Annotated in this window: 7 protein-coding genes; all 7 read left to right on the plus strand. The window is 71.5% G+C overall.

Translation table 11 applies throughout. The annotated features are described in order from the left end of the window. Positions 1 to 144 precede the first annotated feature (144 nt). The 7 genes from AC1DVI_RS09255 to AC1DVI_RS09285 are packed head-to-tail and all read left to right on the plus strand — an operon-like array spanning position 145 to position 13632. Entirely contained in the window at positions 145 to 1350 is a 1206-nt protein-coding gene (locus tag AC1DVI_RS09255) for an isochorismate synthase (RefSeq protein WP_476957705.1), read from the plus strand. Next, positions 1347 to 2969 (plus strand): (2,3-dihydroxybenzoyl)adenylate synthase, encoded by a 1623-nt coding sequence (locus AC1DVI_RS09260; RefSeq protein ID WP_476957706.1) that lies wholly within the window; start codon positions 1347 to 1349, stop codon positions 2967 to 2969. The genes AC1DVI_RS09255 and AC1DVI_RS09260 overlap by 4 nt, the downstream gene beginning before the upstream one ends. Beyond that, positions 2966 to 3841: an isochorismatase family protein gene (locus AC1DVI_RS09265; protein ID WP_476957707.1), complete on the plus strand. Its 876-nt coding sequence runs from the start codon at positions 2966 to 2968 to the stop codon at positions 3839 to 3841. Before AC1DVI_RS09260 ends, AC1DVI_RS09265 begins: the two co-directional genes overlap by 4 nt. Then, entirely contained in the window at positions 3838 to 4593 is a 756-nt protein-coding gene (gene dhbA, locus AC1DVI_RS09270) for a 2,3-dihydro-2,3-dihydroxybenzoate dehydrogenase (protein ID WP_476957708.1), read from the plus strand. The genes AC1DVI_RS09265 and dhbA overlap by 4 nt, the downstream gene beginning before the upstream one ends. A 25-nt stretch (positions 4594 to 4618) precedes the next feature. Continuing rightward, positions 4619 to 4825 carry an MbtH family protein gene (locus tag AC1DVI_RS09275; protein ID WP_109071752.1) on the plus strand — a complete coding sequence of 69 codons (207 nt, stop codon included), beginning with the start codon at positions 4619 to 4621 and terminating at the stop codon, positions 4823 to 4825. 33 nt (positions 4826 to 4858) lie between these two features. Next, positions 4859 to 12025 carry an amino acid adenylation domain-containing protein gene (locus AC1DVI_RS09280; protein WP_476957709.1) on the plus strand — a complete coding sequence of 2389 codons (7167 nt, stop codon included), beginning with the start codon at positions 4859 to 4861 and terminating at the stop codon, positions 12023 to 12025. Between the two features lie 14 nt (positions 12026 to 12039). Then, complete coding sequence (locus AC1DVI_RS09285; protein WP_476957710.1) at positions 12040 to 13632, plus strand: alpha/beta hydrolase-fold protein; 1593 nt, start codon at positions 12040 to 12042, stop codon at positions 13630 to 13632. Positions 13633 to 13657 lie beyond the last annotated feature (25 nt).

Consider the following 13657-nt stretch of genomic DNA (forward strand, 5'->3'; position numbering starts at 1 on the left):
TTCTATGTATGCGGACGCCACTCATGGCTCCGGCAGAACGCCGGTGGTGATTCCTGCGCCCACACGGACCGATGGCGGCGCGCTTTTTCCGAACATGTCAACGTCGTCCGCGCTGGCGGATGGACAGTGGAGGCTCGTGTTTCCATGGACGTTCTACCCCTGCCCGCCGGGGAACGGCCGCTCGGCGGCCGTTCCGACCCGGATTTCGCCTTCGCCTCGCGCGGCCGCGTCCTGAAAGCCTACGGCGTGGATGAGCGGCTGGACGTCGCCCTCGACGACCGCCGCTTCGCCGATGGCCGGTGGGAGGAGGCGCTGGACCGCGCCTTCCGCCGCCGCAAGGCCCAGGGTGTCGAGAATCCCATTCTGGTCGGCGCCGTCCCCTTCGATGGACGCCAGCACGCCCGCCTGTTCATCCCCCAGCACTGCGACCACGAGGACGCCGGCCGCATGGCCGCCGACCCCGACCCCGTCGCGCTGAACGCCATCGAAGAAACCGTGGGACGCAGCGCCTTCGAAGCGGCGGTGGCCCAGGCCATCGACCTGTTCCGCGACACCGCTTTGAAAAAGGTCGTTCTGTCGCGCCCGCTCGACGTGGAAGCGCGCGAGGCCTTCGCGCCGGGGCGCCTGCTGCGCGCCCTGCTGCGGCAGAATCCCGGAGCCTACGTCTTCGCGGCCCCGGTCGCCTACGGACAGACCCTGGTGGGGGCGAGCCCGGAGCTGCTGATCCGCAAGACCGGGCGGACCGTGGTCAGCAACCCGCTGGCCGGCTCCGCCCCGCGCAGCCCATCCGCCGAGGTGGAGCGCCAGCGCACCGCCACCCTGCTCGCCTCCACGAAGGACCGGACGGAGCACCGATACGTCGTCGACGCGGTGCGCGCGGCGCTTGCCGGCCATTGCAGCCCGTTGTCCGTACCGAACGCGCCCAGCGTGATCCGCACCCCGACCATGCTGCATCTGTCCACCGAACTGACCGGTGAATTGGCCGATCCCGTGGTGTCGTCGCTGCGGCTCGCCCACGCGTTGCACCCGACGCCGGCGATCTGCGGCACGCCAACCGACCTCGCCCGCGACGCCATCGACCGGCTGGAGGGCTACGCCCGCAACTGGTACGGCGGCATGGTCGGCTGGATGGACAGCCGCGGCAACGGCGAATGGGCGCTGTCCATCCGCTGCGGGCTGGTCCAGGGCCGGCACCTGCGCCTCTACGCCGGGGCCGGCGTCGTCGCGGATTCCGACCCGGCGGCGGAGTGGGAGGAAACGGCGGCCAAGCTGACCACCATGCTGAACCTGTTCGGCGTCGCGTCCGCCCGGCCCTCCAACACCGACCGTCCGGTGGAGCTGGCGTCGTGACCATTCCCTTCACCCCCTGGCCCGCCGCGTTCGCGGAGCGTTACCGCGCCAAGGGCTACTGGACCGGCGACCCGCTGACCGACGTGGTCGACCGCCACCAGGGTGCTGCGGCGGAGGCCACCGCGATCCTCTGCGGGGAACGCCGGTTCCGCTACGCGGATGTGCAGAGCCTGTCGCTCCGTCTGGCCGCCGCCTTCCGCGCCCGTGGCCTACGGCCCGGCGACACCGCGCTGGTGCGGCTGCCCAACCGCGCGGAATTCTACTTGGTCTTCTTCGCCCTGCTGCGCTGCGGGGTGGTGCCGGTCAACGCGCTGAACAGCCACGGCGTCCATGAGCTGACCGCCTACGCGCGCCAGATCGAGCCGACGCTGGCGGTTCTGGAGGCGACGGCGACGCCCCTGGCCGACCTGATGGCCCAGACGGTCGGGGCGGAGCGGCTGCTCCTGCTCGGCGCTCCGTCCGACGACGGGATCGATGGCTTCGCCTGGGCCAACGGCGATGCGCTGGCGGAAGACGCCGGGCCGTCCCCCGTCGCCGACCCGTCCGGTGTCGCCTTCTTCCAACTGTCCGGCGGCAGCACCGGCACGCCGAAGCTGATCCCGCGCACCCACGACGACTATCTCTACAGCGTCCGCCGCAGCGTCGAGATCTGCGGGCTGGACGGGTCCTGCCGCTTCCTCTGCGCCCTGCCGGCGCCGCACAACTTCACGCTCAGCTCGCCCGGCGCGCTCGGCGTGTTCCAGGCCGGCGGAACGGTGGTGATGGCGGGCGACCCCGGTCCGGCCACCTGCTTCCCACTGATCGCGCGCCACCGCGTCACCTGGGCGGCCCTGGTCCCGCCGATGCTGTCGGTCTGGCTGGAGGCCGCCGGCGGTGCCGAGGACCTGTCGAGCCTGGAGGTGGTCCAAGTGGGCGGCGCCAAGCTCAGCCCCGCCATCGCCGAGCGGGTGCCGGAGCGGCTGGGCTGCCGTCTCCAGCAGGTCTTCGGGATGGCGGAAGGGCTGGTGAACTACACGCGGCTCGACGACGATCCCTGGACGGTGGTCAACACCCAGGGCCGCCCGATGAGCCCCGACGACGAGATCCGCATCCTCGACGCCGCCGGCCACCCGGTCCCGCCCGGTGCGGTGGGGGAGCTGTGGACCCGCGGCCCCTACACCTTCCGCGGCTACTACAAGGCCGAGGCTCACAACGCCCGCGTCTTCGATGCCGAGGGCTTCTATTGCAGCGGCGATCTGGTCAGCCTGGCACCGGGCGGCAACCTCGTCGTCTGCGGGCGCAACAAGGACCAGATCAACCGCGGCGGCGAGAAGATCGACGCCCAGGAGGTCGAGGACCTGCTGGCCGCCCACCCCGCGGTGAGCCACGCCGCCATCGTCGCCATGCCCGACGCGCTGATGGGCGAGCGGGCCTGCGCCTTCGTGATCGCCCCACCCGCGACCAAGCCTTCGGAACTGCGCCGCTTCCTGCGCGTCCAGGGGCTGGCCGACTTCAAGCTGCCCGACCGCTTCGTCTTCGTCCCGGACCTGCCCAAAACCGCCGTCGGCAAAGTCGACAAGCAGACCCTGCGCGAGCGGGCGCGCAAAGACAACGCCCTCATGGAAACGACCGCATCATGACCATCCGATCCATCGCCCCCTATGCCCTGCCCACCGCGGCGGACCTGCCGCAGGACAAGGTGTCCTGGAATGTCGACCCCACCCGCGCGGTCCTGCTGATCCACGACATGCAGGACTATTTCGTCGGCTTCTACGGCGCGGCGAACCCGGCCATCGTCAGCTGCATCGACCGCATCGCCGGCCTGAAGCGCCACCTGAAGGCGCTGGGCGTGCCGGTCGTCTACACGGCCCAGCCGCCGGTGCAGTCCGACGCCGACCGCGGCCTGCTGAATGATATGTGGGGGCCGGGCCTGACGGCCAAGCCGGACCTCGCGGGCATCGTCGCCCCGCTGGCTCCGGACGCCGACGACCGGGTGCTGACCAAATGGCGCTACAGCGCCTTCTTCCGCGCTCCGCTGGCCGAAATGATGACGGAGGCGGGGCGCGACCAGCTCCTGATCTGCGGGATCTACGCGCACATCGGTGTGATGCAGACGGCGCTGGACGCCTTCATGCGCGGCATCAAGCCCTTCCTGATCGCCGACGCCATCGCCGACTTCTCGCGCGAGGATCACATGATGGCGCTGCGCTACGTCGCGCGCAACGCCGGGCGGACGATCCATTCCGACAGCCTGCTGGCCGCCCCCGCGGCGGTGCTGAGCAAGGAGGGGCTGCGGCGCATCCTGTTGGCCTCGCTCGACGAGGCACCGGGGGACGACGACAATCTGATGGATTTCGGCCTGGATTCCATCGCGGTGATGCAGGTGGTGGACCGCTGGAAGGCCGCGGGGGTGGAGGTCGGCTTCGCCGAGCTGGCCGCGCAGCCGAGCATCAACGGCTGGTGGGCGCTGATCGAGCCCCGGCTGGCCGCTTCCGGGCGCGTGGCGGCATGACGGACTTTGCGGGCCGGACCGCCTGGGTGACCGGCGCGGGGCAAGGGATCGGGCGGGCCGTGGCCGACCTGTTCCACGCCCGCGGCGCCATCGTCGTCGCCTTCGACCGCCACTGGCACGACAGCGGGGAGCGGCCCTACCGCGCCGTGACGCTGGACATCGCCGACGCCGGCGCGGTCGCCGGAACCTGCGAGGCGTTGTTTGCCGAGGGCACGCGGATCGACGCGCTGGCCAACGTCGCCGGCATCCTGCGCATGGGACCGGTGGAGGCAACGACCGACGCCGACTGGAGCGACAGCTTCGCCGTCAACGTGGCCGGTCCCTTCCACATGATGCGGGCGGTGATCCCGGCCTTCAAAAGCGGCGGGAACGGCGGCGCCATCGTCAGCGTGTCGTCCAACGCCGCCCATGTGCCGCGGATCGGCATGGCCGCTTATGGCGCGTCGAAGGCCGCGTTGACCAGCCTGACCATGACGGTGGGTCTGGAGCTGGCGCCCTACGGCGTGCGCTGCAACGTCGTTTCCCCCGGCTCCACCGACACGCCGATGCAGCGCGCGCTGTGGAACGGGCCGGACGGGGCGGCGCAGACCATCCAGGGCAATCCCGGCCAGCACAAGCTCGGCATCCCGCTCGGCAAGCTCGCCACGCCGCGCGACGTGGCGGAGACGGTCGTCTTCCTCGCCTCCCCCGCTGCCGGCCACATCACGCTCGCCGACCTGCTGGTGGACGGCGGGGCGACGCTTGGGCGCTAGCCTTTTCATCTCAGGAACCTATCCGATGACCAACGACCAGTATGTGAACCCCTTCGACGACGAGCGACACGACTTCCTGGCGCTGGCAAACGATGCCGGCCAGTTCAGCCTGTGGCCGTGCTTCGCCGCGGTGCCGGAGGGTTGGACCGCGGTCTTCGGCCCCGCCGGGCGTGCCGCCTGCCTGGACCACATCGAGGCCGCCTGGACCGATCTCACCCCCGCCGCCGCCTGACGGCTTTTTCAGAGCATTCATGAGGACAGGGCCATGCGCATCATCCCCCTGCTGGGCACGCAACTGGGCATCTGGCTGGCGGATCAGGTCGCGGCCCGGAAGAACGCCTACGTCATCGCCCACGCCATCGAGCTGAACGGCGCCATCGACGCCGCGCGCCTGTCGCGGGCCATCCGCGACGGGCTGGCGGAGGCCGACACGGTGACCGCGCGCTTCGCCGAGCAGGACGGCCACGTCGTCCAGATTCTCGGCGGCGGCAATGCGGCGGCGGAACCGGAGCGGATGGACCTGAGCGCTGCCACCGACCCGGAGGGGGCGGCGCGCGCCGTCATGGCCGACGATCTGGACGGCGACCTGCCCGCCGATGGTGACCGCCCGCTGTGCCGCCAGATCCTGTTCGACGTCACCGGGGCGGACGGGGCGCCGCGCTGGATCTGGTACCAGCGCTACCACCACATCATGCTGGACGGATACAGCTTCAACGCGCTGACCCGCCGCATCGCGGATTTGTACGGCGCATCCGTGCGAGGACGGGCGCAGGCCCCCTGCCCCTTCGTCTCCGTCGCCGCGGTGGCGGAGGAGGAAGCGGCCTATCTCGCCTCCGACGCGCTGATCCGCGACCGCGCCTATTGGAGCGGTCTATGCGGAGACTTTCCGGCGCCGCTGACCCTCTCGGTCCAGGGGGCCAAGCCGACCGAGCAGCAGGCCACGTCGGAGGTGGTGGCCCACGACGCCGCTCTCCCCGCCCCCCTGGCCCGCGCGCTTGGCACGCTGGCGGAGGCTTGCGGCGTGTCGGTCGCCGATCTGGCGATGGCCGGCATCGCCGTCTATCTGCACCGGCTGTCCGGCGATCCCCGCCCAGTGGTGGGCGTGCCCTTCATGCGGCGCATGGGCTCCGCCGCCGTCCATGCCATGGCGCCGGTGGTCAACGTGCTGCCGGTGCGCATCGACCTGACCGGGGCCGGCACGTTGGCCGAGGCCGCCGGGCGGGTGCGGACCGCGCTGCGGGAGGCGCGCCGGCACCAGCGCTACGACGCGGAGCGCATTCCCCGCGACCTGGGACAGGTCGGGTCGGGAAAGGCGCTCTACGGCCCGGTGGTCAATTACCGCCTGTTCGATTACGACCTGGACTTCGCCGGTGTGGAGGCGATCACCCACCATCTGGCGACGGGTCCGGTGGACGACTTCGAGTTCGGCCTGATGACCCGCGGCGGCGGCATCGCGTTGGAGCTGCGCGCCGACCGCACCCGCTACGACGCCGCTGAACTGGCCCGCCATGCCCGGCGCCTGATCCGGCTGCTCGACGCCGCGGTGGCCGGCACTCCGCTGGACGGGCTGCCGGTGATGGACGCCGACGAGGAGGCGGCCATCGCCGTATGGTCCGCCGGTCCGGTCTTCGTCGCCCCGGAGCGCCCGGCGAACCTGGTGGAGGTCCTGGACCGCCAGTCCGCCGAGACGCCGGAGGCCACGGCGCTGGTGTTCGGCGACACCCGCATCACCTTCGCGGAGCTGTCGGGCGCGGTGTCGCGGCTGGCGCGGCTGTTGATCGCGCGCGGCGTCGGTCCCGGCGACGTGGTGGCGGTGGCGGTTCCACGCTCCGCCGACGCGGTAATCGCCATGCTGGCGGTTCTGGCGAGCGGCGCCACCCATCTGCCGCTGGACCTCGACTACCCCACCGAGCGGCTGGCGATGATGTGCGAGGACGCCGGGCCACGCTGCGCGCTGACCTGGGCCTCGGTGGCCGGGCGGCTGCCCTCCGGTCTGGAGACGCTGTGCCTGGACGACGCCGACCTGCTGGCCGCCTGCGCGGCACTGCCCGGTGGTCCCGTCGCGGCGGCGGAGCGCAAGGCGCCCCTGACGCCCGGTCATGTCGCGACCATCATTTTTACCTCCGGCTCCACCGGGCGCCCGAAGGGGGTGATGAACACCCACGGCGCGCTTCTGAACCTGTTGCTGTCCCATACGGCGACGGTCTACGGACCGGCGCTGGAGGCCGTCCGGCGGCGCCACGGGTCGCGCGTCCTCAGGGCCGCACACACCCATTCCTTCGCCTTCGACTCTTCGTGGCTGCAAATCTTCTTGATGCTGCTGGGGCAGGAGCTTCACGTCTTCGACGAGGAGATGCGGCGCGACGCCCACGCGCTGGTGCAGGAGGTGCGGAGCCGGCGCATCGACGCCATGGACCTGCCGCCCTCCTTCTGCGCGCAGATGCTGGCCTGCGGCCTGATGGAGCCGGGGCACCATCACCCGACGCTGATCCTGATCGGCGGCGAGGCGGCCTCCCCCGCCCTGTGGACGGACCTCCGTGGCCATGCCGATCTGATGGCGGTCAATCTCTACGGCCCGACCGAGAACACGGTGGACACGCTGCGCGCCGCCGTGACGGTGGCGGAGCGGCCGGTGGTCGGGCGTCCGGTCGGCAATGTGCGGGTCCATGTGCTGGACACCCGGCTGCGCCCGGTGCCGGTGGGCGCCGTGGGGGAGCTGTGCATCGGCGGCGCCGGTCTGGCGGCGGGCTATGTGGGCCGGCCGGGACTGACCGCCCAGCGCTTCGTCGCCGATCCCTTCGGGTCCGGCGGGCGGCTCTACCGCACCGGCGATCTGGTGCGCTGGACCGACGACGGGCAGATCGACTTCATCGGGCGCGCCGACCACCAGATCAAGGTCCGCGGCTACCGCATCGAGATCCCGGAGGTCGAGGCCGCCCTGCACCGCCTGCCCGGCGTGTCCGGCGCGCTGGTGGTGGCGGAGGCGGTGAACGGCAGCCACCGGCTGGTCGCCTATTGCACCCTGGCCGATGGAGCGGGCCGGACCTCCCGCGACCTGCTGCACGGGCTGCGCGAGCGGCTGCCCGACTACATGGTGCCCTCGGCGCTGGTGGTGCTGGACGCCTTCCCGCTGACCGTCAACGGCAAGGTGGACCGCGCCCGGCTGCCCGCCCCGGCAGCGGAGAGCGGCGGCGCGGCCCCCGCCACCCCGATGGAGGCGCTGCTCTGCCGCGCCATGGCAACGGTTCTGCACTTGCCGGCCGTGGGCGCCGACGCCGATTTCTTCGCGCTCGGCGGCGACAGCATCAGCGCCATCGCGTTGGGCAGCGCGCTGCGCGCCCACGGATTCGAGCTGCGCCCGCGCGACGTCTTCGCCGGGCGTGACCCGCGGCGCATGGCGCTGGCGCTGAAGGCGCTGGTTCCGGAAAGCCGGGCCGCGACAGCGTCCCCCTCCGTCGATACGGCAGCGCTGGAGGCCCGTCATGGCCCGGTCGCCGCGGCGGTGCCGCTGCTGCCCCTGCAGAAGGGCATGCTGTTCCAGAGCCAGTTGGGCGGGAAGGCCAGCGCCTACAACGCCTTCACCGCGCTCGACCTCGACGGGCCGCTGGACGCGGAGCGGCTGGAGCGGGCCTTCAACGCGGTGCTGCGCCGCCACCCGCAGCTTGCCGGACTGTTCGACCATGACGGGCGCGGCGAACCGCTGCTGGTCATCCCCGCCCTGCCGGACGGCGGCGCCGGGCTGTGGCCCTTCGAGCGGCACGACCTGTCGGGCATGACCCCAGAAACCCGCACCGCGGAGCTGGCCCGCATCGAGGCCGCGGCGGCGGAGCGCGCCAACCCGACCGACCGCTTCCTGGGTCTGGTGAAAGCCATTCTCGTCCGCACCGTGCCCGACCGTCATCGGCTGCTGATCGCCGTGCATCATCTGGTGGTCGACGGCTGGTCCACGCCGCTGCTGCTGCGCGACCTGCTGACGGCCTATGCGCAGGGTCCCGACGCGCTGACGCCCCTGGCCGTCGGCTATCCGGCGGTGGTTCACGGCCTGCTGGCCCGTGACCTGTCCGCGAGCCGGGCCGCCTGGGGCGCGGCGCTGGCCGGGGCCACCCCGACCGTCCTGTTCGACCCGGCCCGGTCCGGTGGCGACGCGCCGATGGAGGAGTCGGAACTGGCCTTGCCGGCGGAACTGACCGATGCCCTCCTTTCCCGGCTGCGGGCGGAGGGGCTGACCCTGAACGCGCTGATGCAGGCGGTGTGGGGGCTTGTGCTGAGCAATCTGGCGGGGCGCGACGACGTGCTGTTCGGCACGCCGGTCTCCGGACGCTCCGCCGCCGTTCCGGGCGTCGAGCAGCAGGTCGGCCTGTTCCTGAACACCCTGCCGGTGCGGGTGGCGCTGGACCCGGCGCGACCGCTGTGGGCGCAGCTTCCCGCCATCCAGGAGCGCCACATCGCCCTGATGGAACATGACGGTCTGGGCCTGTCGGAGCTTCAGGCGATGGCGGGCGGCGCCGCTTTGTTCGACACGCTGCTCGTCGTGGAGAACTATCCGGACAGCGGTTGCGAGTCCCTCGACCTCGGCGGCGTCCGCGTCTCCGGCGTCCACAACCGCGGCTACAGCCATTACCCGTTGGCCTTGCTGGTCCTGCCGGGCCGGGAACTGACCCTGCTGGTGGAGAATCGCGGCGCGGTGCCCGACACACAGGGACTGGCCGAGCGGGTCCGCGGCTTGCTGACCACGCTGGTCCGCCATCCCGAGACGCCCGTGGCCGCCCTGCCGACGCTGACGGAGGGGGAACGGCGGCACCTCGCCGTGGTGAACGCCACGGCATGGGAAGTCCCTCGGACCACGCTGCGCGATCGGCTGGCCGAGCAGGCGGCGCGCACACCGGACGCCGTCGCGCTGGTCGACGAGCGGGAAAGCCTGTCCTTCCGCAAAGTTCGAGGGCGGGTGACCGCTCTGGCCGGGCGGCTGCGCGCCCTGGGGGTGCGCCCCGGCGACGTGGTGGCGGTGGGCGTGCCGCGCTCCGCGTCCCTCAGCCTGTCGATCCTGGCGGTCATCGAGGCGGGAGCGGCCTATCTGCCGCTCGACCTCGGCTATCCCGTGGAGCGGCTGGCCTTCATGCTGTCCGACGCCCGCCCGCGCGTCCTGATGACCGACACGGCCTCGCGCACGCTGTTCGGCGACGCGGTGCCGGTGCTGTTCGTCGATAAGGACGGCGAGGCGGGGGATGAAACACCTGTCCTTTCTGACGGGCTGATGCCGGAGCACCCGGCCTACGTCATTTACACCAGCGGCACCACCGGACGGCCCAAAGGCGTGGCGGTGTCGCACGGCGCCATCGTCAACCGCATCCTGTGGATGCAGAACGCGTATCCCCTGGGGCCGGACGACGCGATCCTGCAAAAGACGCCCTGCGGCTTCGACGTGTCGGTGTGGGAATTCTTCTGGTCCTTCCTGGTCGGGGCTCGGCTGGTCATGGCGCCGCCCGAGGCCCACCGCGACCCGGCGGCGCTGGTCCGGCTGATCGAGGATCACCGCATCACCACGATCCATTTCGTGCCGTCGATGCTGGCCCTGTTCACGGACAGCGTGATCGAAAGCCACAGTCCCGATGCTCCGGTCTGCGCCAGCCTGACCCGCGTCTTCTGCAGCGGCGAGGCGCTGGGGCGGGGCCTGTCGCGCGCCTTCGCCGACCGCTTCGGCGCGGAGTTGCACAACCTCTACGGCCCGACCGAGGCGGCGGTGGACGTCACCTATTGCCCGGCCTCCGGCGCCTGGATCAAGGGGGACGGCGGCGTTCCCATCGGCCGGCCGGTATGGAACACGCAGCTCCGCATCCTCGACCACGCCCTGCGCCCTGTCCCGCCGGGCGCGGTGGGGGAGCTGTATCTGTGCGGCGACCAGCTCGCCATCGGCTATCTCGAGCGCCCCGGCCTGACCGCGTCGCGCTTCGTCGCCGATCCCTTCGATCAGGGGCGGCGCATGTACCGCACCGGCGACCTCGCCCGCTGGCTGCCGGACGGCTCGGTCGAGTATCTGGGCCGCACCGACCATCAGGTGAAGATCCGCGGCCAGCGCATCGAGCTGGGCGAGATCGAAAGCGCGCTGGCCGCCCTGCCCGGCGTGGCCCAAGCGGTGGTGACCGCTGTGGCGCTGGGCGGAGGCCGCTCCGAGCCGGGCATGGACCAGCGCCAGCTCATCGCTCATCTCGTCCCGGCGGCGGGCCACGCTCTGGGCGAGGCCGCCATCCGCGCCGCTCTGCGGGACACGCTGCCGCCGCACATGCTGCCCGCCGCCTATGTGACGCTGGCCGCCTTGCCCCTGTCGCCGAACGGCAAGCTCGATCGCAAGGCCCTGCCCCTGCCCGCGGTAGGCGCCCAGGCGGCCTCGTCGGGCCGCGCCCCGGCGCCGGGGCTGGAAAGCCGTCTGGCGGTCCTCTTCGCTGAACTGCTGGACATGGAGCGGATCGGTGCGGACGACGATTTCTTCGCCATCGGCGGCCATTCCCTTCTGGCGATGCGGCTGGCCGCGCGCATCCGCCGCGACCTGGGCCAGCCGGTGGCGGTCAGCCAGATCATGGTCGCCCCCACCGTCGCCCGGCTGGCCGCCCTGTTGGCCGAAACGGGCGAGCGGGACGAGCCGGAGAATCTCGGTTTCGCGCCGGTGATCCGCCTGCGCGACGGGTCGGGCCCGCCACTGATCTGCCTCTATCCAGGGTCTGGCCTGTCCTGGCAATACAGCGTCCTGTCGCGTTACCTAAGCGGGGACCGACCCATCGTCGGGTTGCAATCGCCGCGCCCCAACGGCCCGCTGGCGCTCAGCGCCGACCTCGACGAGCTGTGCGACCGCCAGCTCGCCATCCTGCGCGAGGTGCAGCCGCAGGGCCCCTACCATCTGCTGGGCTATTCTCTGGGCGGCACGGTCGCCTACGGCCTGGCGGTGCGGCTGCGGCGGATGGGGGAGCGGGTGGATTTCCTCGGCCTGCTCGACACCTATCCGGCGGAGGCGCACGACTGGAGCGGACTCGGCCGCACCGACGCCGATCAGGCGGCCGAGCGGGAGCAGGAACAGTTCCTTAACGACGCCCTGGCCGACGTGATGGACGAGGCTCTGCGGCGGGAGAAGGTGGAGATGTTCGGCCACATCTTCGGCAACTACAAGGACGCCGTCCGGGTTCTCTCGAAGGCCCGAACCCCCGTTTACGACGGTGAATTGACGCTGTTCGTCGCGGAGAAGTCGATCCCCCCGGACATCGACCCCGAGGGAAGCTGGGCGGGCCGGACCGGACGCCTCTCCGTCCACCGCCTGTCCCACTGCTCGCACGAGGACATCATCGCCCCGGCGTCCCTGCGGATCGTTGGCCCCCTGCTCGACCGGGTGATCGGAGCGGCGACGGCTGATGTGGAACCGGTCCGCGCCGCGGTGGGCGGATGAGAAAGGAAAGGCGCATGAAGCGCCTGATGATCATGGGAATGGTGATCATGGTTCTGAACGCCTGCGCGGGGGTGCCGGACGGCTCCCCGTTGGTTCTCGACGTTCCCGTGTCCGGCACGGAGCCCAGCGCCGTCCATTCCTTGGACCTCGACGACGGCGACTATGTGGAAGGCGTGCTCGATTCGGGAACGGACGTGGCGGAGTTGCGGCTGATCGACCAGGAAGGGCACCCCGTCCGGCTGCTCCTGAACGGAACGGCGGGGCGGGAGGTCTTCCGTTTCGTCGCCAAGCCCGGCATGGCGGCGCTGCACGTCACGCTGCGCGGAACCGGAAGATATCGACTGGCGCTGACCCGCCGCATCGCCGTGGCGGACCAGCACCCTGTCCTTCAGGGGCATCTCAGCCCGACCATCGCCGCCCTGGCGGAAACGGTGAAGCGTGGCGGCGGGACCGACGCCTTCTGGCGGGACATCGCCCGGCGCGGCACGCCGTTGGTGGAACCGTCGATGGGCCCGCCGGGATCGGACCGGGTCACGTTGACCTTCCTGGCGCGGGGCGCGCGCCACAACGTGCGCCTGCTGGGCGGCCCGACCTCACGCCACGAGACCCTCGAACGGCTCGGCAGCAGCGACGTCTGGTTCAAGAGCTTCGTCGTCCCCGCCTCCACCCGCCTGTCCTATCAGATCGCGCCGGACGTGCCGGACTTCCGCGGAACCTGCCGCGAATGCCGGATGGCGATCCTGGCGCAGCTTCAGGCCGATCCGCTGAACCGCCGTCCCTGGCCGATGGACGCGCCCGATCCCTACAATCAGGTTTCCCTGGTGGAACTGCCCGGCGCCCCGCCCCAGCCTGGTTTGGAGGGCGGCTGGACCGAGCCGGCGGGACGCCTCATCGGCGAACGGTTCGCCAGCCGCATCCTCGGCAACACGCGCGATGTCGCGGTCTATGCACCGCCCGGCGTCGACCCGGCAGGAAAGGATACGGTCCTGCTGTTGCTGTTCGACGGTCCGGACTATCTCGACCGTCGCGCGCCGGTTCCAACGATGCTCGACCGATTGACAGGCGATGGCCGCCTGCCGCCGATCGTCGCCGTCTTCATCGCCAACCCCACCACCGAGGCGCGGGAGCGCGAGTTGCCGGCCAATCCCGCCTTCGCCGCGATGCTCGCCGACGAGCTTCTTCCCTGGTTGAGCGATCGCATGGGCGTCCGGCCCCGGCCCGACCGCACGGTTCTGGCCGGGTCCAGCTATGGCGGGCTGGCGGCGGTGTCTGCCGCGCTGGCCCACCCGGATCGGTTCGGAAACGCGCTTTCCCTGTCCGGCTCCTTCTGGTGGCATCCGGCCGACGCGCCGCCGGACCGCCCGGAACACGTGGCCGGTCTGGTGGCGTCGCGCGATCGTCGTCCGGTGCGTTTTTTCCTCAGCGCCGGCCTGTTCGAGAGCGGCAGCGACGGCGAGATCGGCATCCTCGAAAGCTCCCGCCACCTGCGGGACGTGTTGGAGGCCAAGGGCTACGACGTCGTCTACCGCGACTATGCCGCCGGGCACGATCATTTCGCTTGGCGCGGCGCGCTGGGCGACGGGCTGTTGGCGCTGTTCGGGCGCTGACGCAACGGCCCCGGCACCGCGAGCG

This window comes from Azospirillum sp. P4_B5 (genome assembly GCF_056402275.1).